This window comes from Marinobacter nauticus ATCC 49840 (assembly GCF_000284615.1).
Classification (GTDB): domain Bacteria; phylum Pseudomonadota; class Gammaproteobacteria; order Pseudomonadales; family Oleiphilaceae; genus Marinobacter; species Marinobacter nauticus.
In genome coordinates, this window is record NC_017067.1 from 2,405,578 (window position 1) to 2,427,409 (window position 21,832).

21 protein-coding genes are annotated in these 21,832 nt (G+C 58.6%); 4 read left to right on the forward strand and 17 right to left on the reverse strand.

Annotated elements, in window-relative coordinates:
* Positions 1–23: 23 nt before the first annotated feature.
* The 9 genes from ispD to MARHY_RS11285 form a co-directional block, all read right to left on the reverse strand.
* Positions 24–725: a 2-C-methyl-D-erythritol 4-phosphate cytidylyltransferase gene (gene ispD, locus MARHY_RS11245; protein WP_011784439.1), complete on the reverse strand. Its 702-nt coding sequence runs from the start codon at positions 723–725 to the stop codon at positions 24–26.
* A 151-nt stretch (positions 726–876) separates the two neighbouring features.
* The gene (locus MARHY_RS11250; protein ID WP_011784438.1) at positions 877–1,149 is read right to left on the reverse strand and encodes a septum formation initiator family protein; all 273 of its coding nucleotides are present in this window, start codon (positions 1,147–1,149) and stop codon (positions 877–879) included.
* Positions 1,150–1,348: 199 nt separating this feature from the next.
* On the reverse strand, positions 1,349–2,644 hold the full coding sequence (gene eno, locus MARHY_RS11255) for a phosphopyruvate hydratase (RefSeq protein WP_014421917.1): 1,296 nt from the start codon (positions 2,642–2,644) through the stop codon (positions 1,349–1,351).
* A gap of 326 nt (positions 2,645–2,970) precedes the next feature.
* Positions 2,971–3,816: a 3-deoxy-8-phosphooctulonate synthase gene (kdsA, locus tag MARHY_RS11260; RefSeq protein WP_014421918.1), complete on the reverse strand. Its 846-nt coding sequence runs from the start codon at positions 3,814–3,816 to the stop codon at positions 2,971–2,973.
* 2 nt (positions 3,817–3,818) lie between these two features.
* On the reverse strand, positions 3,819–5,447 hold the full coding sequence (gene pyrG, locus MARHY_RS11265) for a CTP synthase (protein WP_011784435.1): 1,629 nt from the start codon (positions 5,445–5,447) through the stop codon (positions 3,819–3,821).
* 88 nt (positions 5,448–5,535) lie between these two features.
* Entirely contained in the window at positions 5,536–6,873 is a 1,338-nt protein-coding gene (gene tilS / locus MARHY_RS11270; protein WP_014421919.1) for a tRNA lysidine(34) synthetase TilS, read from the reverse strand.
* The gene (gene accA / locus MARHY_RS11275) at positions 6,857–7,810 is read right to left on the reverse strand and encodes an acetyl-CoA carboxylase carboxyl transferase subunit alpha (protein ID WP_014421920.1); all 954 of its coding nucleotides are present in this window, start codon (positions 7,808–7,810) and stop codon (positions 6,857–6,859) included. The genes tilS and accA overlap by 17 nt, the downstream gene beginning before the upstream one ends.
* 102 nt (positions 7,811–7,912) lie before the next feature.
* On the reverse strand, positions 7,913–11,395 hold the full coding sequence (dnaE, locus tag MARHY_RS11280) for a DNA polymerase III subunit alpha (protein WP_041655546.1): 3,483 nt from the start codon (positions 11,393–11,395) through the stop codon (positions 7,913–7,915).
* Between the two features lie 2 nt (positions 11,396–11,397).
* Positions 11,398–11,874: a TlpA family protein disulfide reductase gene (locus MARHY_RS11285; protein WP_014421922.1), complete on the reverse strand. Its 477-nt coding sequence runs from the start codon at positions 11,872–11,874 to the stop codon at positions 11,398–11,400.
* A 67-nt stretch (positions 11,875–11,941) separates the two neighbouring features.
* Between MARHY_RS11285 and arsC the strand changes: the two genes are divergently transcribed.
* Genes arsC through tfpB form a run of 4 tightly spaced genes read left to right on the forward strand, consistent with a single transcriptional unit; the run spans position 11,942 to position 15,150 of the window.
* Positions 11,942–12,295, forward strand: a complete 354-nt coding sequence (gene arsC, locus MARHY_RS11290) for an arsenate reductase (glutaredoxin) (RefSeq protein ID WP_014421923.1) — start codon at positions 11,942–11,944, stop codon at positions 12,293–12,295.
* A gap of 15 nt (positions 12,296–12,310) precedes the next feature.
* Entirely contained in the window at positions 12,311–12,916 is a 606-nt protein-coding gene (wrbA, locus tag MARHY_RS11295) for an NAD(P)H:quinone oxidoreductase (protein ID WP_014421924.1), read from the forward strand.
* Between the two features lie 42 nt (positions 12,917–12,958).
* The gene (locus MARHY_RS11300; protein WP_014421925.1) at positions 12,959–13,318 is read left to right on the forward strand and encodes a DUF2069 domain-containing protein; all 360 of its coding nucleotides are present in this window, start codon (positions 12,959–12,961) and stop codon (positions 13,316–13,318) included.
* Positions 13,319–13,356: 38 nt separating this feature from the next.
* A complete protein-coding gene (tfpB, locus tag MARHY_RS11305) occupies positions 13,357–15,150 on the forward strand; it encodes a type IV pilus assembly ATPase TfpB (RefSeq protein ID WP_370231760.1) in 1,794 nt (597 codons plus the stop codon).
* A gap of 13 nt (positions 15,151–15,163) precedes the next feature.
* Here tfpB and MARHY_RS11310 read toward each other — a convergent pair whose 3' ends face one another.
* From MARHY_RS11310 to smrA, 8 genes are all read right to left on the reverse strand, one after another.
* Positions 15,164–16,225: a DUF3080 domain-containing protein gene (locus MARHY_RS11310; protein WP_014421927.1), complete on the reverse strand. Its 1,062-nt coding sequence runs from the start codon at positions 16,223–16,225 to the stop codon at positions 15,164–15,166.
* A 10-nt stretch (positions 16,226–16,235) separates the two neighbouring features.
* Complete coding sequence (gene mtnC / locus MARHY_RS11315) at positions 16,236–16,928, reverse strand: acireductone synthase (RefSeq protein ID WP_014421928.1); 693 nt, start codon at positions 16,926–16,928, stop codon at positions 16,236–16,238.
* On the reverse strand, positions 16,928–17,485 hold the full coding sequence (locus tag MARHY_RS11320) for a 1,2-dihydroxy-3-keto-5-methylthiopentene dioxygenase (protein WP_014421929.1): 558 nt from the start codon (positions 17,483–17,485) through the stop codon (positions 16,928–16,930). Before MARHY_RS11320 ends, mtnC begins: the two co-directional genes overlap by 1 nt.
* Positions 17,482–18,108: a methylthioribulose 1-phosphate dehydratase gene (locus MARHY_RS11325; RefSeq protein ID WP_014421930.1), complete on the reverse strand. Its 627-nt coding sequence runs from the start codon at positions 18,106–18,108 to the stop codon at positions 17,482–17,484. The genes MARHY_RS11320 and MARHY_RS11325 overlap by 4 nt, the downstream gene beginning before the upstream one ends.
* Positions 18,109–18,197: 89 nt before the next feature.
* Positions 18,198–20,396, reverse strand: a complete 2,199-nt coding sequence (locus tag MARHY_RS11330) for a xanthine dehydrogenase family protein molybdopterin-binding subunit (protein WP_014421931.1) — start codon at positions 20,394–20,396, stop codon at positions 18,198–18,200.
* Between the two features lies 1 nt (position 20,397).
* On the reverse strand, positions 20,398–20,886 hold the full coding sequence (locus tag MARHY_RS11335; protein WP_014421932.1) for a (2Fe-2S)-binding protein: 489 nt from the start codon (positions 20,884–20,886) through the stop codon (positions 20,398–20,400).
* A 59-nt stretch (positions 20,887–20,945) separates the two neighbouring features.
* Entirely contained in the window at positions 20,946–21,137 is a 192-nt protein-coding gene (locus tag MARHY_RS11340; RefSeq protein ID WP_014421933.1) for a hypothetical protein, read from the reverse strand.
* A 53-nt stretch (positions 21,138–21,190) separates the two neighbouring features.
* Positions 21,191–21,772, reverse strand: coding sequence for a DNA endonuclease SmrA (gene smrA, locus MARHY_RS11345; RefSeq protein WP_014421934.1), 582 nt, complete (start codon positions 21,770–21,772; stop codon positions 21,191–21,193).
* Between the last annotated feature and the right edge of the window lie 60 nt (positions 21,773–21,832).

Sequence of the window (21,832 nt, forward strand, 5' to 3'; positions counted from 1 at the left end):
AAAACAGAACAGAATGCAGGGAATCACTGACGCCCGAGGATAAACTCCGCCAGCGCCAGATCCGAGGGGACCGTAATCTTCAGATTATCCGGGCGCCCTTCCACCAGAACCGGCATGTTACCGGAAAACTCCATGGCAGAGGACTCATCCGTAATCGCCTGGCCACGTTCCAGACACAATGACAACGCCTGTTTTAACGCTCCGAACCGGAACATCTGCGGCGTCAACGCCCGCCACAACCTGCTCCGGTCAATGGTCTCACTAACCACCGGCAATGATCCGGCCTCGGCAAGCTTCAACGTGTCCGCCACCGGCGCAGCCAGCAAACCACCCACCGGATGCTCAGACAAGGTCTCAATCAGACGGGACAGATCTTCAGAATGAACACAGGGCCGCGCCGCATCATGTACCAGCACCCAGTCATTATCCGCCGCCTGCCCCTCCAGGGCTACCAGAGCCGACAACACCGAATCCGCCCGTTCTTTGCCCCCAGTACAGGTCTGCACCCGATCATCCCTCGCCGACTCACTCTCCGGCCACCAGTGGTCCTTCGGATTCAGCGGCACCATACAACCTTTAAACGGGGCGTTGTCCAACAAACGGGACAGGGTGATATCCAGGATGAAACGGTTATTGATTTTGAGGTATTGCTTGGGGCATTCGGCGTTCATGCGCTGGCCGATACCGGCGGCGGGGACAATAAGCCAAAGATCTGCATTTTTCATGGGACGGCACTTCAAAGGTCAGGTGAGCGTCGGGGAGTGTCTCTCCGGGAATTTCGAAGGCCAGGGATGGCCTGAGAGAAGCGCACATGGATGTGCTTGTAGCGGTTCCCGGAGAGACACTCCCCGGCGCTCGCACCACCCGGGTCTGAAATCAATTTTCAACAACGAGAAAGAACGTCTCATCCTCACGAATCAGGCCAAGATTCATCCGGGCCCGCTCCTCAACGGCGCCCTGCTCATTGCGAAGATTCCGCACCTCCGCATAAAGCCGGTCATTCCGGGCCGCCAACTCGGCATTCTCTTCCCGCTGCTCGGCAATCGACTGCTCCAGGGCCCACACCTGCGCAAAACTGCCCTCCCCGATCCACAGGCGAACCTGCAGCAGGAGTATCAGCACTACCAGAATGGCCCAAAGCGATTTCATGCCGAATCCGTACAGAAAATGAACAACAAAATAAACGAGTCGAGGGTCAAGTATAGACCTTATAGTAGATTAGCAACAATTTTCTGTAAGTCACTGTACAAAAAGGCCATCGTGTCTGAATTTTCATTCAGAACGCGATGGCCTTAACATTTTGTTACCTGCCGGAATGGACCGGCAGGTCAGAAAACGTCGCTAATCCTCAACCCTGACCTTTGATTTCGCTCAGGCCACGGTATGGTGCCTTGCCTTCCAGCGCCTCTTCAATACGCAGCAGCTGGTTGTACTTGGCAACCCGGTCGGAACGACACAGAGAACCAGTCTTGATCTGGCCAGCACAGGTAGCCACGGCCAGATCCGCAATGGTGGTATCTTCGGTTTCGCCGGAACGGTGAGAGATGACCGCCGTGTAGCCAGCATCCTGAGCCATCTTGATGGCATCCAGAGTCTCGGTCAGGCTACCGATCTGATTGAACTTGATCAGAATGGAATTACCAATGCCCTTCTCGATACCCTGCTTCAGAATCTTGGTGTTGGTGACAAAAAGGTCATCCCCGACCAGTTGAACCTTGCTGCCCAGTTTGTCGGTCAGCACTTTCCAGCCGTCCCAGTCGCTCTCGTCCATACCATCCTCGATGGACACAATCGGGTAACGGTCGCACAGGCCGGACAGGTAATCGGCAAAGCCTTCGGAATCGAAGCTCTTGCCTTCACCAGACAGCTGGTACTGGCCATCTTTGTAGAATTCGGAAGAGGCACAGTCCAGCGCCAGAGTGACGTCTTTGCCCAGTTCATAACCGGCTTTCTCGACGGCTTCCTTGATCGCCGCCAGGGCTGCTTCGTTGGACGGCAGGTTGGGGGCAAAACCGCCTTCGTCGCCTACGGCTGTATTCAGGCCCTGGGCCTTCAGCACTTTCTTGAGGCTATGGAAGATTTCGGCACCAACGCGCAGGGCTTCACCGAAGCTGTTCACGGAGACCGGCTGGACCATGAATTCCTGGATGTCGACGTTGTTGTCGGCGTGCTCACCACCGTTGAGAATGTTCATCATCGGCACCGGCATGGAGAATTTGCCGGAGGTGCCGTTTACATCGGCGATGTGCTCATACAGTGGCTTGCCCAGGGAGGTGGCAGCGGCTTTGGCGGCGGCCAGGGATACGGCCAGGATGGCGTTGGCGCCGAGGTTGGCTTTGTTTTCGGTGCCGTCCAGGTCGATCATGATCTGGTCCAGGCTGCGCTGGTCGGCGGCATCTTTACCCAGCAGGGCGTCACGAATTCGACCGTTGATGGCTTCAACGGCTTTGCGAACACCTTTACCGAGGTAACGGGAGGCGTCACCATCGCGCAGTTCCAGAGCTTCGCGGGAACCGGTAGAGGCGCCGGACGGCGCGCAAGCGCGGCCCAGTGTACCGTCTTCCAGGATGACGTCTGCTTCCACGGTGGGGTTACCACGTGAATCCAGAACCTCACGGGCTTTGATGTTGGCAATCTTGGTCATTCGGTTGATTCTCCAGATTTTATCTTTTAATCACTATACAAGCTTTGAATGATGGTGCCGGAGCGATCAACTGGAAGGGCCTGGCGAAAACCGCTACAAGCACCCACCAGTGGGTCCAGCCAGCAATCACAGATTGCTGTCGTTCGGCTGCGCATGAAGCTCCGCTTCATACACGCTTGCCTCACCCATGTGCGCTTCTCTCCGGCCATCCCTGGCCTCCGAAATTTTCGCCAGGCCCTTCCAGTCGCTCGCTCTCAAGGTTCACGGTATGCCGTCATTCCAAAAACAATGAGGCATGCGACCTGTCAAAATACCAACACCGCCAATCAGGCGGTGTCGATAGGTTTAAAACTTTTTACCAGATCGTCGACAGCTTTCACACGCTCAAGGAAGGGTTCCAGCTGGCTCAGGCGCAATGCGCAGGGGCCATCGCATTTGGCGTTATCCGGGTCTGGGTGAGCCTCAAGGAACAGGCCCGCCAGGCCCTGAGACATTCCCGCCAGGGCCAGGTCGGTGACCTGAGCGCGACGCCCGCCGGCGGAGTCGGCCCGACCGCCCGGCATCTGCAGGGCGTGGGTGACGTCGAAGAACACCGGCACATTCATCTGTTTCATGATGCCAAAGCCGAGCATGTCCACCACCAGGTTGTTGTAGCCGAAGCTGGTGCCGCGTTCGCAGAGGATGATCTGGTCGTTGCCGGCTTCTTCGCACTTGGTGATGATGTGCTTCATTTCCTGAGGTGCTAGGAACTGGGCTTTCTTGATGTTGATGACGGCGCCAGTTTTGGCCATGGCCACCACCAGGTCAGTCTGCCGGCTCAGGAAGGCGGGCAACTGGATGATGTCGCAGACTTCCGCCGCCGGGGCAGCCTGGCCGGGCTCGTGCACGTCTGAGATGATCGGTACGCCATACTTGCTCTTGATATCAACCAGGATCTGCAACCCCTTGTCGAGGCCGGGGCCGCGGAAGGAGTTGACGGATGAGCGGTTGGCTTTGTCGAAGGACGCCTTGAATACGTACGGGATGCCCAGACGAGTGCAGACATCCACATACTTTTCCGCCACTTCAAACGCCAGTTCCCTGGACTCAAGCACGTTCATGCCGCCGAACAGCACAAACGGCCTATCGTTGGCGATCTCGATGCCCGAGACGTTCAGGTTGCTGCGCGCCATAATCAGGATCCTTTCTTGTTCGCCAGCGCGGCTTCAACAAAGCCCTTGAACAGCGGATGGCCGTCGCGGGGTGTTGAGGTAAATTCCGGATGGAACTGGCAGGCAACAAACCAGGGATGATCGGGCGCTTCCACCACTTCAACCAGTTTGCCATCGGCAGAGCGGCCGGAGATTTGCAGGCCTGCTTCTTCCAGTCTCGGCAGGAAGTGGTTGTTGACTTCGTAACGGTGACGATGGCGCTCACGAATGGTCTTCTTGCCGTAACAGCCAACGATGGTGGAGCCTTCGGTCAGCACACAATCCTGGGCCCCCAGACGCATAGTGCCGCCGAGGTCGGATTCCTCGGTGCGCTCTTCTTTTTCACCGGTGGCATCGAGCCATTCGGTGATCAGGCCGACAACCGGCTCCGGTGTGTGCTCACGGAATTCCGTGCTGTGGGCGTCTTTCAGGCCGGCCACGTTGCGGGCGTATTCGATAACCGCCACCTGCATACCCAGGCAGATGCCCAGATACGGCACCTTGTTTTCACGGGCGTACTGTACGGTGCGGATCTTGCCTTCCACGCCACGCTCACCAAAGCCACCGGGCACCAGAATGGCATCGGCGGATTCCAGCACGGAGGTGCCGTCGCGTTCGATGTCTTCGGAGTCGATGTAGTTGATGTTGACCTTGGTGCGGGTCTTGATACCGGCGTGCAGCAGGGATTCGATCAGGGACTTGTAGGCGTCCAGCAGCTCCATGTACTTGCCGACCATGGCGATGGTGACTTCATCCTGCGGATTCATCAGTGAATCCACAACCGCGTCCCATTCGCTCAGGTCTGCTTCACGGGCATCGAGACCAAAGCGTTCGATAACCAACTGGTCCAGACCGTATTCGTGCAGCATGCGCGGAATGGCGTAGATGGACCTTGCATCCTGCATCGGAATGACCGCGCGCTCTTCCACGTTGGTGAACAGGGCAATCTTGCGACGGGAGCTTGCGTCCACTTCGTGCTCAGAGCGGCACAGCAGGATATCCGGCTGCAGGCCGATGGAGCGCATTTCTTTCACGGAATGCTGGGTCGGCTTGGTTTTGATCTCGCCGGCGGTAGCAATGTACGGTACCAGCGTCAGATGCATGAACAGTGCACGCTGGGAGCCTACTTCCACCTTCAGCTGACGACAGGCTTCCAGGAAGGGCAAGGACTCGATGTCACCCACCGTGCCACCAACTTCAATCAATGCCACATCGGCACCGGCTGCGCCTTCCACCACACGGCGTTTGATTTCATCGGTAATGTGCGGAATGACCTGAACGGTACCACCCAGATAATCGCCCCTACGCTCCTTGCGAATAACCTCTTCGTACACCCGGCCGGTGGTGAAGTTATTGCGCTTGGTCATTGGAGTGCGAATGAAACGCTCGTAGTGGCCAAGGTCGAGGTCGGTTTCCGCGCCATCTTCGGTGACGAAAACCTCACCGTGCTGGAACGGGCTCATGGTGCCGGGGTCCACGTTGATGTACGGGTCCAGCTTGAGAATGGTGACCTTCAGGCCGCGTGCCTCAAGGATGGCTGCCAGTGAGGCAGACGCAATACCTTTCCCCAATGAGGACACGACACCGCCGGTGACGAAAATATAACGCGTCATGCAGATTCCGTGATTATCTGGTTCGGTGAAGGAGGGAGATTATTCATCTCAAGATGGGACGCCAGACTACCAGAAAGCCCCTCTCTACTCAATCACAATCCCGCTCCACAATCAGCCGCCAGCCGGCGGCATTGGCGCCTCCGGAGTATTGTTCAGAACACCACAAATCGCCAATGGCAATCCATGCCTCTCCAGCCGCCGTGACCTCGGAAACCAGCGGCAGAGCAGCTCTCTCCCAGGGTGGCACGCCCTGCTCCTGCATCCAGGTTTTCAGCGATCGGGAGGGTAAATTGCTACCGAACCGGATTCGCTCGCCGCCCTGCCTCGTAGATACCCTTATTTCCGGACAGGCGGCTTCCGTTGTAGTGCTCTGCGAAGCAGGCACAAGTCGAAGGGTCCACCACCCCCACTCCATGACCTGCCCCGGCAACAAGGACCTGGGACCCACAGGGATTGCGACCTGGGGCACCAGGTAAAGGTGATCCCGATAACGGCGGATACAGAACCCGTCGCCACGAATTTCCGGAGTTCGATCCGACCCTGCATGAAGCAACTGATCGAGTGCTGAGCACCAATCTGACAGCGCCGGAACCGGCAATCCCCGGCCATGAATCCACCAGCGTACCAGGTTCCGGCGCTCGATCCGCCCAAGTGCCGAGAACGGGGCCAGGCGGATTCGACCTTTATCGTCGCCGCAACTCTGCCATTGCAGCTCCGCCAGCCGCTGACTCAGGGTTTCACTCTCGGCGCAGGCCCGTGCAGTGTGAGCAAGGCGCCTCAACAAACCCGGCCAACGCTTTTTAAGGCCCGGCATTACCGAGTGCCTCAGATAATTACGGTCGTGCACTTCACTCTGGTTGCTGGGGTCTTCTGCCCAGCTTAACTCCTGTTCACGCGCTATCTGCTCCAATCGACTGCGGGATACGCCAAGCCAGGGCCGATAGAGATGCCCTCGCCCGAGCGACCGGGAGACAGGCATTCCGGCCAGGCCGTTTACACCGGTACCACGCAGTAGCCGGAACAGAACCGTCTCCGCCTGGTCGTCTGCATGGTGCGCCATCAGTAGAAGGTCGTTGTCTCCCAGAACCTCCCTGAAGACCTCGTAGCGCGCCGCTCTTGCTGACTCTTCGAGGCTCCCCGCGCCCGTAGCTACATTCACTCGACGCACTTGGAGTTCGACGCCCAGTCCCGCACAGAGATCGATACAGGCTCGCTCCGTCTGATCGTGATTGGACTGTAACTGATGATTGATATGCAACGCTCTGACGCGCGGATAGGCGGCCGCAACGACATGCAAAAGCAGGGATGAGTCCAGGCCGCCGCTCAGGGCGACCCAGAGTTCCTGACAGGCGGGAAGTTTCTGAACCGGCCCGATCAGGTCCTCGGGCCAGGTATCCCGGCGAGCGGTGTTACCGCCCGCCGTCATAGCGGGTAAGACGCTCGTACCGGCGGGAAACCAGTTCATCCAGCGGCAATCGGCTCAGCTCAGCCACGCCCTGGGACAACGACGTCTTCAGGGTTTCCGCCATTTTTTCCGGATTACGGTGAGCGCCACCCAGCGGCTCATCGATCACGTGATCAGCCACACCCAGCTCTTTCAGACGATCGGCGGTAACGCCCATGGCCTCAGCCGCCTGGGCTGCGTACTCGGCGCTCTTCCAGAGGATGGAGGCGCAGCCTTCCGGAGAAATAACGGCGTAGGTGGAGTACTGCAACATATTGAGCTGGTCGCAGACACCGATCGCCAGTGCGCCACCGGAACCACCCTCGCCAATCACGGTAGAGATAATCGGAGTTTTCAGTCTCGACATCACCGCGAGGTTGAATGCGATAGCTTCACTCTGTCCGCGCTCTTCGGCACCGATACCGGGATAAGCGCCCGGGGTATCGATAAAGGTCAGAATCGGCATTTTGAAACGTTCAGCCATTTCCATCAGGCGCAGAGCCTTGCGATAACCTTCCGGACGAGGCATCCCGAAGTTGCGCTTGACCTTGTCCCGCACTTCACGACCCTTCTGGTGGCCGATAATCATGACCGGCGTGTTATCGAGGCGAGCAGTGCCGCCAATGATCGACAGATCATCGGCGTAGCGTCGATCACCATGCAGTTCGTCAAAATCCTCGAAGATCAGGTCAATATAATCCTGGGTATAGGGCCGGCGCGGGTGCCGGGCCAGACGGGCAATGTCCCAGGACTTAAGGTCGGAGAAGATCGACTCGGTCAGACTGATGCTCTTCTTTTTCAGGCGGCTGATTTCGTCGGTGATATTGATATCGGTGTCGTTACCCACCATGCGAAGCTCTTCAATCTTGGCTTCCAGGTCGGCGATCGGCTGTTCGAAATCCAGGTAGTTAGGGTTCATGATGTTCCATCATTTTATTGCCAGGCGGGCCGAAACCCGCCAAAACCAGAATTTGGGACAAAGATAGCAGCGCTGCCGGCAAGGCTAAAGCGGACATTGGTCTTAATCATAGACCAGTTCCACAGACTGGTCGCCCACCAGGTGCTTCAGCTCGAACAACAGTGTGTCGTCTGGCTGTACCCGCCAGCTTTCACCCAGTTCAATACGGGTGCTGGCCTCGGCACTGCGGTACTCAATCCAGACCGGGCTGCCTTCACTGCGAAACGGCCTGAGGGTATCGTCCAGCTTGTCCAGAAGTCCATTCTGCAACTGCTCTGAGCGCAACGCCAGTTTGATACCCCGGCTGAACTGCTGACGGGCGGTCGCCACATCCATCACGCTGCTGACCCGCATTTTCATCTGGCCGGAGTAATCATCATGGCTGACCTGTCCTTCCACCACAATTACCTGATCCGACTGCAGTAACTCCCGGTTCTCGAAGAAGGCCTCGGAAAACAGGGTAGCCTCAATCCGGGCGCTGCGATCATCCAGAGTAATGAAGCACATGGTAGAGCCGGTCTTGGTCTTCATGGTGCGCTGGGCCACCACCAGCCCGGCCACCCGCTGGGGCGATTTGTTGGGCTTCAGATCGGCGATTGAGCAACGGACAAACCGACGCACTTCCCGTTCGTATTCATCAAAGGGGTGGCCGGTAAGGTACAGGCCCAGAGTGTCCTTTTCGCCTTTCAGGCGCTCTTTCTCCGGCCACTCCCGAACGTGGGCAACGTCCGCATAGGTGTCTTCATCGTCGCCACCGCCCTCAAGCATTTCTCCGAACATGTCCACCATGCCGGCGGCATCGTTGCGGGACTGCTGGTCTGCCTGCTGGATGGCCTTGTCGATACTGGCCATCAGCTTGGCGCGATCGGCACCCAGTTTATCCATGGCGCCAGAGCGAATGAGGGCTTCCATGGCCCGCTTGTTGACCTTTTTCAGATCCACCCGGCGGCAGAAATCAAAGATATCCTGGAAGGGGCCTGCTTTGGCTGCTTCTACAATGCTCTCGATGGGACCTTCACCCAGGCCCTTGATTGCGCCCAGGCCGTACACAATCTGGCCCTGATCGTTAACGGTAAAGGTATAAGCGGACCGGCTGACGTCCGGCACCAGCAAGTCCAGCTTCATGTTGCGGCACTCTTCCACCAGCGTCACCACCTTGTCGGTGTTCTGCATATCGGCGGTGAGAACCGCAGCCATGAATTCGGCCGGATAGTGTGCTTTCAGCCACAGGGTCTGGTACGACACCAGTGCGTATGCGGCAGAGTGGGATTTGTTGAAGCCGTAACCGGCGAATTTCTCCACCAGGTCAAAGATGTTTTCCGCCAGGGTCTTGTCGATGCCGTTGTTTTCACAACCGTCCAGGAAGATGGCTTTCTGCTTGGCCATTTCTTCCGGCTTTTTCTTACCCATGGCCCGGCGCAGCATGTCGGCGCCGCCAAGGGTATAGCCCGCCATCACCTGAGCGATCTGCATGACCTGCTCCTGGTACAGGATAACCCCGTAGGTGGGCTCCAGAACCGGCTTCAGGCCCTGATACTGGTAATCGGGATGCGGATAAGACAACGGCTGCCGACCGTGCTTCCGGTCGATAAAGTCGTCCACCATGCCGGACTGCAGCGGACCGGGCCGAAACAGGGCGACCAGGGCGATCATGTCTTCCAGGGAGTCCGGTTGCAGGCGGCGGATAAGGTCTTTCATACCCCGGGATTCCAACTGGAATACCGCCGTGGTCTCTGCTTTCTTGAGCATGTCAAAAGAGGGCTTGTCGTCCAGCGGAATCGCGCTGATGTCGAGCTCGCCTTCCCCACGCTGCTGCCGGCGCGGGTTGATCATGTTCAGTGCCCATTTGATGATGGTCAGGGTTCGCAGCCCCAGAAAGTCAAATTTCACCAGGCCGGCGTCTTCCACATCGCCCTTGTCGAACTGGGTCACCAGACTGCCGCCTTCGTCATCACAGTAAAGCGGCGAAAAATCGGTGATCTTGGTGGGTGCGATCACCACGCCCCCGGCGTGCTTGCCGGCGTTACGGCACACACCTTCCAGCTTCAGAGCCATCTCCCAGATTTCCTGGGCTTCTTCGTCCTGCTCCAGAAATTCCTTGAGCTGCGGCTCCTGCTCGATCGCCTTGTTCAGGGTCATGCCCACTTCAAAGGGGATCAGTTTGGAGAGTTTGTCTGCCAGACCGTAGGATTTTCCCTGCACCCGGGCCACATCACGGACCACCGCCTTGGCGGCCATGGTACCGAAGGTAATAATCTGGGATACCGCTTCCCGGCCGTATTTCTGGGCGGTGTAGTCGATGACGCGGTCCCGGCCTTCCATGCAGAAGTCGACGTCGAAGTCAGGCATGGAGACCCGCTCCGGGTTCAGGAACCGCTCGAACAGCAGGTCGTATTCCAATGGATCCAGGTCCGTGATCAGCAGCGCATACGCCACCAGCGAGCCGGCACCGGAACCCCGGCCCGGCCCTACCGGAACGCCGTTGTTCTTGGCCCACTTGATGAAGTCCATTACGATCAGGAAGTAGCCGGGGAACCCCATCTGGATAATGATATCCAGCTCAAACTTCAGGCGCTTGTAATACTCTTCACGCTTTTGATCATACTCCGGATCGTCCTTGCTCAGGGTCTTCGCCAGCCGGGCTTCCAGTCCTTCTTCCGACACATGGCGAAAATATTCGTCCATGGTCATACCGTCCGGAATGGGGTAATTAGGCAGAAAGTATTCGCCCATCCGGACCTTCACCGAACAGCGCCTGGCGATTTCCACGGTGTTTTCCACGGCTTCCGGAATGTCCGAGAACAGCTCGATCATTTCCTCGGCGCTGCGAAGATATTGCTGGTCGCTGAACCGACGATCCCGCCTGGGATCGTCCAGAGTCCGGCTTTCTCCGATGCAGACCCGGGCTTCGTGGGCTTCAAAATCATCCGCCTCAAGGAAGTGAACGTCATTGGTCGCCACCACCGGCAAACCGAGTTCAGCCGCCAACTCCACACTCATGTGCAGACAATCCTCGTCACCGGCCCGCCCTGTGCGCTGCAGCTCCAGGTAATAACTGTCGGGATAGAGGTTTCGCCAGTAGTCTGCACGCTCCCTGGCCAGTTCCGGCTTCCCGGCCAGCAAGGCCTTGCCGACGTCCCCCATCTTGGCGCCGGACAGCACAATCAGGCCCTTGGCACGGGATTCCAGCCAGGTTTTCTGGACAATCGGCTTGCCGTAGCGCTGGCCTTCGGTATAGCCCTGGGAAATGATCTCCGTCAGGTTCAGGTAACCATCGTTGTCTCGGGCCAGCAAGGTCAGCCGGAACGGGGTTTCGGGCTCATCCGGATTCTCCAGCCAGATATCGGCACCGATAATGGGCTTGACGCCCGCGCCCATGGCGGCCTTGTAGAAACGTACCAGTGAGCACATGTTGGACTGTTCGGTCAGGCCAACCGCCGGCATGCCCAGTTCCGCGACCCGGCTGATCAACGGTTTGACCCGAACCAGGCCATCCACCATGGAGTATTCGGAGTGAACGCGCAGGTGTACAAAGGTGTTTGCCATGGTCATTCGCCAATCAGTGCTCGGATGTCTTCTTCGGTCTGGGGCCCGAATCGGGCCTCAATCAGGGTGCCTTCAGGATCCACAACGAAAGTGGCAGGCAGCGCCATCGGCACCTGCCAACCGAACCCCGGCCCCGGATCAGAGGCCAGCATGGTAAACTCAATCCCCATACGTTCGCCGAGTTCAACCAGCGGCACACCCGTAACGCCATCAAAATTAACCCCAAGCACCGCAATATCCGGAGCCTTGTCCAACTCGTTCAGCTCGGGGATTTCCTCAAGGCAGGGTTTGCACCACTCCGCCCAGTAATTCACCAGTACCCATTGGCCGCGGTACTTGTTCCAGTTGGCCAGGGTGCCGTCGGCCCGTTCCAGCTCGATCTTTTCACAACCTGAGACCAACAACAGCATCAGCATGAGTACCGGCCATGCCAGCCAACGTGCGCCACTACAAAAGAGCCCAGACTGAGGGTACTGCAAGGGTTATCCTCCTGTTAGACTAACGCCCCGGAAAAGTCTGCAATCAATAGGTTAAACGGCCACGACCATGACAGAAGCTACCCGTATTTTCCATAACCCCAGGTGCTCAAAATCACGCCAGACCCTGGAACTGTTGCAGCAAAAGGGCATCGAACCGGTGATTATACGCTACCTTGAGACGCCACCGACAGAGCAGGAACTTCTACACATTCTGGATCTGCTTGGTTGCGAACCCAGGGAACTCATGCGAACCAAGGAAGCCGAATACCGGGAACAAGGGCTGGACAACCCGGATCTCAGCCGCGAAGCCCTGATACGTGCCATGGCAAACACACCGAAGCTGATTGAGCGCCCGATTGTACTGGCCAATGGCAAGGCTGCCGTCGGCCGGCCTCCAGAAAACGTACTGGACATTCTCTGACTACCGGGGCTACCCATGACAGAAACAACTCCCTATGTGCTGGTGCTCTTCTACAGCCGCAACGGACAGACCGCCGAGATGGCCACACAGATCGGTCGCGGCGTTGCCAGAGTGGCAGGAATAGAAGCCAGAATCCGGACGGTTCCGCCGGTTTCCCCGGATACCGCCGCCAGCCTGCCCCCGGTTCCGGATGCGGGAGCCCCCTATGCCACCAAAGCCGACCTGGCGGAGTGCGCCGGACTGGCCATGGGTAGCCCGACCCGCTTCGGGAACATGGCAGCGCCACTCAAGCACTTTCTGGACGGCACCGGCGACCTCTGGCTCAACGGCAAACTGGCCGGCAAACCGGCAGGCGCCTTTACCTCCACCGGCAGCCTGCACGGGGGCCAGGAAACCACCCTGCTGACCATGATGATGCCGTTACTGCATCACGGCATGGTACTGTGTGGCCTGCCCTATTCCGAAAGCGCGCTCAACGAGACCGCCACCGGAGGCACACCGTATGGCCCCTCCCACTGGGCCGGCACCGGTGAACAGCAGGCCCTGAGTGACCATGAGAAAACCCTGTGCCAGGCCTTCGGTGAACGCCTCGCCAGACTGGCCCTGAAACTGGCCAACTAAACTGGACCAAACTTTCAAACAACCCTTAATGCGGACTGCTCCATGCTCCACAACGACAAAGCCAGAAATACCGCACGCCTGACCATCGCCCTTTACCTCGCCGTGCTCGCCACCCTGCTGGTCACTACGTTCTGGCCCGCACCGGTGGAGGGTGTTTCCATACCCCTGATGCTGACCGTCAAACTCCTGCCGCTGCTAGCGTTCGCGGTACCGGTTTTCCGGGGTCACAATCGGGGTTATATCTGGCTGGCGTTTGTGGTGATTTTCTACTTCACTCAGGCCGTGGTTTCAGCCTGGCTGTCGGAGGGCGCCGCCGGTCCTGTGACACTGACTATCCTGACGTTCCTGTTGTTTACCGTTGCCATGGTGCATCTCAAGGTCAATCGACCGGTTGCAAACTGATGTTGCTGGCTCCCGGAGGCACATAGATGGCGAATGACATCGTGACCATGCCGGCACCGCCGCATCGCCAGACCCTGACCCTGAGGGACATCTGTTCAGCGCTGGTGGAAAGCGGCGAGATCGCCCAGCGAGATGCTGAAAAAGTACTGACGGCCAATCTCGGTGCCGCCTCGGGTGCCGGCCATACGCCACAACGACATCCTCTCGAGCTGGTGGCAATTGCCGCACTGACCAGCCAGCGGGACGGCCGAACTCTTGATCTGGAGCGGCTGACCCATTGGCTTGCCCGTTGGGGTGGACAGGACTACTACCATATCGATCCGCTCAAGATCGACACGCCGGCCATCGCGCGGGTGATGTCCTACGCCTTCGCACAACGCCATGGCATTCTCGCGGTGGAGATCACACCGGATGAAGTCGTAATTGCCAGCACCGAACCTTTCAAGCGGGAATGGGAAAGCAACCTCCGCCAGGCGGTACGCAAGGACATTCGCCGGGTGGTCGCCAATCCAGAGGATATCCGCCGTTACACCGTCGAGTTCTATCAACTGGCAAGCTCGGTCAGCAAAGCCAGTGGCGGCCAGTCGTCAAGCGGTACCGGAAATCAGAATTTCGAACAGTTGCTGGACCTCGGCGCCAGCGAGAATCCGGACGCCAACGACCAGCATGTAGTCAAAATTGTTGACTGGCTGCTGCAATATGCCTTCGAGCAGCGAGCCTCCGACATTCATATAGAGCCCCGGCGCACGGTTACCCAGGTGCGGTTCCGGATCGACGGGGTACTGCACAACGTCTACGAATTCCCGGAACATGTTGGGGTGGCCGTGACCAGCCGCCTGAAAATCCTCGGGCGCCTGAACGTGGCCGAGAAACGACGACCCCAGGACGGCCGCATCAAGACCCGCAAACCCGATAACAGCGAAGTGGAGCTGCGCCTGGCCACCATGCCAACGGCGTTCGGTGAAAAAATGGTGATGCGGATTTTTGACCCGGAGGTACTGCTCAAATCCTTCGAGCAACTGGGCTTCAGCAAGGAAGACCGGGAACGCTGGCAAACTATGACCTCGCGGCCCCACGGTATCGTGCTGGTAACCGGGCCCACCGGTTCCGGTAAAACCACCACGCTGTATTCCACGCTCAAACAACTGGCATCTCCGGAGCTCAACATCTGCACCATTGAGGATCCGATCGAGATGGTGGAGCCCGCATTCAACCAGATGCAGGTGCAAACCAATATCGACCTGACCTTTGCCCACGGTGTGCGTGCTCTGCTGCGGCAGGACCCGGACATCATCATGATCGGTGAGATCCGGGATCTGGAAACGGCTGAAATGGCAGTGCAGGCAGCGCTAACCGGGCATCTGGTTCTCTCAACACTGCATACCAACGACGCCCCCAGCGCCATCACCCGCCTGATGGAGCTGGGCATTCCGCCCTATCTGATCCGGGCCACGGTACTTGGCGTGATGGCCCAGCGACTGGCGCGTACGCTCTGCCCGCACTGCAAGCAGCCCGGGGAGTCGGATGCTCACGCCTGGCAGACGCTGACCCGGCCGTGGAAGGCACTGCTGCCCCGGCAGTTCTACCAGCCGGTCGGCTGCCTGGAATGCCGGAACACCGGTTACATGGGCCGAGCCGGGGTATACGAGATTATGGCACTGTCAGACAAACTCACCCGCCAGATCACCGATCACTGCGAGCTGGAACAGCTTCGGCTGGATGCCTACAAAGAAGGCATGAAGTCACTGCGGCTCAATGGCGCCCAGAAAGTGGCCGCGGGACTGACCACGGTGGAGGAAATTCTGAGAGTAACGCCGGAAAGCCAACGCTGAGTAAAACGGACCATCAGGCGCCCGGACGAAGCCCGCACTGCCCCAAGAGATCCTGCCAGTGCCGGGTATGCCGCATCATGGCCTGATCCAGTTCCTGCCAGAGGCTATTCCGGGTATCAGCCGCCAGATGACGCTGGTACCAGGGCGTAAAACTCTCTGGCATCACGGCTTGCTGCTGTCTGGCGAGTTCCGCAAAGCCCGCAATCAGCGCATCCCGTGCCCGGCTGACATCACTCATGTACGGCTGGATTTTTCCGATATAGATACTGAAGAAGAAGTTCTGAACAATCTCCGACTGGTTATTGGGCTGGCCATTGAGACACAGCGGCCGGCCCTCCAGTCGAGTGCCGAGCAGCTCGGTGCCGGCACTCAGGGTGCTGATCAGCAAGCGGGCGCTGTTAATAGTCTGGCCCGCCAGCACATCCGCCTGCCAGCGCTGATGAACCTGGCCGAGGTTCTCCAGGGAGATCTCGAGCTTCTGAGCCAGTAAGGCTTCCACCTGGCGGTTCAGCTGCTGCAGATCCCGGACCAGATCCGACGCGGGATTACCCGCTTCCGCCACCGGATAATAGCCTTTGGACAGGGTAAACTGGCGCTCCACCTCTTCGGTACCCCAGGTGGCATTCCAGACCGCCAGCGGCAGACTGTCCCGTTTGCTTTCAATGGCGGATTCCAGAGCGTCTGTGAGTTCCTCGTCGTCTACCTCGGGCAGACAGGCCTCCGCAGCTCGGATAAAACGAATCTCATAACGTAACTGATTGATGGGCTGCATCACCTTGCCCATCACTGAATTGCGTTCGCCCACCACATACTGGAGCTCGCAGCCGTACAGCGACAGAAAATCCAGCATGCCCAGATCCAGCTCCGGCAGGGCAAGTATACGCTCTCTCCGCCTGGGTGGAATGGAGGCGGCGGGCAGCTCGGCCCTGGGAACGGGCGCGGTATCGAGTACCCGGGCCAAACGTTCCAGGTACTCATCGGTGAGGGATTCAGCGTCTGAAAAGGGATTGCACCCGAGCAGGCTCAGTGCACACACAGCCGGTACCAGCCATGAATACCAGCGGCGCCCGGGCATGAATCACCTCCTATCGTTTGCGCAACAGCACATCAACCTCCGAAAAATCCCTGGCCACGACCCGAGCGGTATCCGGCAGTTCGCCCTCTCGTACCAGCCAGGCGGTTTTCAGGCCGGCTTCCTCGGCGGCACGCAGCTCTTCCTCAACATCGGACAGAAACAGCACTGTGCCCGCGTCTACCCCCAGCTCCGCAAGAATGTTGCGATAGGACTGGGACTCCTTTTTGCCCCCGACGGCCGTGTCGAAATAACCAGAGAAGAAAACTGTGAAGTCGCCTTCATTGCTATGACCGAAGATCAGCTTCTGGGCCTTGACGGACCCGGAGGAATATACGAACAGTCTCAGGCCCCGATCATGCCAGCGCTTGAGATAATCCGCGGCATCCGGATAGATATGGCCTTTCAGTTCACCGCTGTGGTACCCCTGCTCCCAGACCATGCCCTGCAGCGCCTTTAGCGCCCCCTCCTTGCGGTCTTCGGCAATCCACTCTTGCAGCACATTGATGAGGCCATCGATATCTTTCCGGTCGGTACCGCTGATCTCTGCCACCCGAACCAGCTGTTCCGCCACCGCCGGCAAGGTGTGATGGTTGGCCCGGATAAACTCCGGCAAGTGCTCGCTGGCGTAGGGAAACAGGACATCGTGTACGAAGGAGATCGAACTGGTGGTGCCCTCGATGTCCGTCAGGATCACTCGAATCATCAGGCCCCTCCCGCCAGGCTCTCATAACGTGGCAGCCGGGAAGCGATATCCTCACCGGTAAAGCTCGCAACCCAGCCTTCCGGGTTGCTGAATAACCGGATACAGGTGAATTCAGGCTCCGGCCCCATATCAAACCAGTGCCGGGTGCCGTCAGGCACACTGATCAGGTCATTCTTCTCGCACAGCAGCGCGTATACCTGGTCACCGAAGTGCAGGTAAAACAACCCCTGACCACGAACGAAGAAGCGCACTTCGTCATCGCTGTGGGTGTGCTCATCCAGAAACTTTTGGCGGAACGCGTCTTTCTGGGGATGATCCGCGGTCAGGCTGACCACGTCTGCGGTCTGAAACCCCCAATCCTGTTTGAGCCTTGCCACTTCGTCGGCATAGGCCTCAAGAATCTCCTCCTGGGTGGCGTCTGCCGGCAGATCGCGGGTTGCCCAACGATCGAAATGCACGCCGTGGGCACTCAGTTTATTCCGGATGGTGTCCGGGTCTGTTACGACCGTCTGGGCCTGTTCGGGCTGGTTCTGATGAAAAATGCTCAGGGTGGTCATCGGCGTACCCTCATGGTTTCGAGTTCACATTCAAAGAGAAATTCAAACGCTTCAATATGGCGCAGGCAATCGGCCATGGTGCGGCCCCAGGTGTAAAGACCATGGCCGCGGATAAGGTATCCAGGCTGTTCCGGGTGCCGCGCAAACCAGTCCCGGGTTTCCTCCGCCAGTGCCGGAATATCCTGGGTGTTGTCGAACACGGGAACAATCAGCTTACCCTCATGGGTTTGCACGCCATTGAAGGCTTTCTGTAATTCATAGCCTTCAAGCTCCAGTGCCTGCCCCGCCGGGATCAGGCGGCTAAGCACGGTAGCCTTGACCGAGTGGGTATGCAGAACGGCGCCAACCTCGGAATAAAGCTGATAGATCACCGTGTGCAGAAGGGTTTCTGCCGACGAGCGGCAATCGCTTTGCACCGCCTGGCCATGAAGATCCACCACCATGACGTCGCCTGCGCCCAACTGGCCCTTGTGCCGGCCAGATACCGTAATCGCCACATGGTCGCCATCGATACGGGCCGAATAATTACTGCTGGTGGCGGGCGACCAGCCGCGGTCGTAGAGAAAGCGGCCGGCCTCGACGATGGATTGGGCGGCGGTGGCGTAGCGGGTTACATCAAACACAGGCATCCTCCGGGTTGGTACGAGCCCTGCCCGGGCGCGAATCTGGCGCCATTATAGAACCACCCCAGCCCGGGTAAAACCGATTCCGCTCAGGCTTTAAGGGGCAGACGGCGCTGGCGCTTGCCGGTCAGCGCAAACAAGGCGTTGCCCAGGGCCGGAATCACCGGCGGGACGCCAGGTTCCCCAACGCCGGTGGGCGGCTCTTCGCTGTCGACAATATCCACCACCATCTCCGGTACCTGATGCATGTGCAGCAGACGATAATCGTGGAAGTTACTTTGCTGCACCTCGCCGCCGTCCAGGGTAATTTCCCCGTTCAGCGCCGCCGTCAGGCCAAAGACAATGCCACCGGTCATCTGATCCTCGACAATTCGCGGGTTCACCACCTGACCACAGTCCACGCTGCAGGTGACCTTGTGAACGCGAATTCCGCCCTGCTCAATACTGGCTTCCACCACCTGGGCAACATAGGTACCAAAGCTCTTGAACAAAGCCACTCCGCGCGCCCTGCCCTCTGGCACCGGCTGGTTCCAGCCCGCCAGCTCGGCAGCCCGCTCCAGAACCCGCCGATGACGGGGCTCACTCTCCAGCAGTTTCAGCCGGAAACTGACCGGATCTTCGTTGGCCTGGCTGGCGAGTTCATCCATAAAGGTCTCAACCGCGAAACCATTGTGGGAATAGCCCACGGATCGCCACCAGGTAATTGGCACGCCCGGGTCAGTATGGGTATGCCGAACCCGGACATTGGGTACCGCGTAGGGATAGCCAATAGCCCCCTCAATGGCCGAAATGTCTTTCGGGGTTGCGATACCTTCAACCATCAGGCCAACCCTGCCCAATGTTCCGTACAGTAATTTTGGTGCCCAGGGGTACTGGGCTGGTGCAGCGTTCCGGACGTACCAGTCAAGTATCTGCGGGCCAACAATCTGATGATCCCAGCCCGTCAACTGCCCATCCTCCAGACTGGCCGCCATACGATGCAACATGGCCGGGCGGAAAAAGCCATGGCGGGTGTCTTCTTCCCGGGACCAGATCAGTTTGACCGGCACTTTCACCCGGTAGGCGACCAGGGCCGCTTCCTCAATGTAGTCCTGAGTCAACCTGCGGCCGAAGCCACCGCCAAGAAAGGTCGTGTGGATAGTCACGTCATCCGGAGAGAGATCGGTGTGTCGCGCGGCGGCTATGCGGCCCAGATCCGGCGCCTGGGTCGGCGCCCAGACTTCCATGCCACCGTCCCGATACCAGGCAGTCGCATTCATTGGTTCCATGGTGGCGTGGGCCAGGTACGGCTGCTCATATTCAGCCTCCACCAGGGTACCCGCTTTCTCCAGAACAGCCTCGGGGTCACCGTCCACCCGTTCGTCCTCGCCGGGATCGTCACCGGCGGCCTGACGATAGTGTTTGAACACGTCCGGATTGGATAACCCGACGGCCTCGGAAAAATCCCACTCAACCGCCAGCGCTTCCTGAGCCTTGCGGGCTCGCCAATAGCGATCTGCCACTACGGCCACACCGCGCTCGGTGATGAAGGCATCAAGCACGCCCGGCATGGCCCGAACCTGATCGCGGTTGAAACTGACCGCCAGTCCGCCATAGCGGGGGCTCCGGGTCATAACGGCATAGACCATATCCGGCAGCTCTACGTCTATCCCGTACATCGCCTGGCCGGTGGACTTGGCCTCGGCATCCAGCCTTCCGGCCTGTCGGCCGATGTATTTCCACTGGGAACGGGGTTTCAGTGGCACATCACCACGAATCACCTCTTTGTCCGCCAACTCCAGCAGTTTGCCATAGGGCATGGAATCCAGGCCGTTGGGGTGGCGTACGTACCCGCCCTCCGTTTTGCATTGTCCCGGCTCGACCCGCCAAACCCGGGCGGCGGCCATCACCAGCATCAGTCGCGCCGAAGCTCCGGCCTCCCGCAGGGGCTGCCAACTGGAGGCGACACTGGTGCTGCCACCGGTAAGCTGGAGCCCGAACAACGGGTTACGGTACTCCGGAGAAACCGGGGCAAATTCCACGCGAATGGCCTCCGGCGCTACATCCAGCTCCTCCGCTATCAAAGTGGTAAGGCCGGTGTAGGTGCCCTGGCCCATCTCAACCCGATCCAGGGTGAAAATAATGTCGTTGTCCCGGGTGAGTTCCAGCCAGGCGTTCGGTTTCCATTCCCCGGTTTCAGGCTCATAGCCGGTTTGCACGGAGGCACAACCAGGCAGATTCAGCGCCAATAGCAGTCCACCGGAAGCCGAGGTGCTGACCTTCAGGAAATCCCGTCGATTCATCGCCATATTACGCATCCTCCCCGGCCGGCTGGTACTGACCCACACCACCGGCGACGGACTCAACCGCAGCCACAATGCGAGGATAGGTGCCGCAGCGACACAGGTTGCCGGTCATGGCGGTGACGATCTGTTCGCGATCCGGAGAGGGGTTGTTAGTCAGCAGGTGCGCGGCCGTCATGATCTGGCCAGACTGGCAATAACCACACTGGGGCACCCCCTGTTCCACCCAGGCTTTCTGTAACGGATGCAACTCGCCATCAGCGGACAGGCCTTCGATGGTGGTGATTTCGGCACCTTCAGCCATCTCCACCGGCGTAGAGCAGGAACGGGCGGGCTGACCGTTCAGGTGCACAGTGCAGGCGCCACAGAGGCCTGCACCGCAGCCAAACTTGGTCCCTTTCAACCCAAGTTCATCCCGAAGCACCCATAACAACGGGGTATCGGGTTCGACATCCAGCGAATGCTGGCGACCGTTCACAGTCAGCGTGAAAGCCATTCCGTGCTCCTCATCATGTTATTGTTTTGGCAGGTTCGGCGCGTTTTACCGCCACGCCTTTACTTGACGACGTCTTCACCATCCTTGTTTACCCAGATCTTGCGCTCACCGGTTTCCAGCTTGCCGTTGGAATCCCAGACTTCACGGTTCTGGGTGGCACTTTCCACTTTGCCATTGTCGTTCCAGATTACCCGGTCTTTACAGCCGGCCAATGTCAGTACAGAAATCAAAGCCACTAAAACCAAACGCATCTTAATTCTCCCGAATCCGTGTTTCCGTCGTAGCGAATGATCCAGACGATTCCTTATCTGGAACCATGGATCTCCCGATTATGCTGTTTTTCCCGATCGTTTTTCCTGACCATTACGTAAACCGCGCCGGTGCCACCGTGGTGTTTCTTTGCCGAATGGAAAGCCAGAACGTTGTCCAGCTCTGGCAACCACTTCGCCAGGTAGCTCTTGAGCTGGGCGATGCCATCGGGATTGCGTTCGCCCTTGCCGTGCAGGATGATCACCGAGCGTAAACCGTAATGTACGCAGTCGTTGATAAAACCGAACACTTCCCGGCGGGCTTCTTCCACCGTCATGCGATGCAGATCCAGCCGGGCCTCGATCGGGTACTGACCAAGACGCAGCTTGCGGAAAACCCCGTGCTGAACGCCTGGGCGTTGCCAGCTGAGAATGTCGTGTGCCGTTAGCGGCTCTACCATATCGGACGTCAGCGGGTTCAGGTCTCGCACCGGTTTTTCAACCGCCGCCCTCTGGCGTTCAAGGTGCCCGGGCGTCAGCTCCTTGGGCACCGATACCTCGGCCCGATTGGGTTTGCGTATCCGCTGCACATCCTTCATTTCTTCGAGGAAGGCAAGGCGTTCATCTTTACTGGTCATGACACTAACTGATTCCGGTTTGACGAGTATCAGAACTCTATCACCGCACCGGTCTACCAT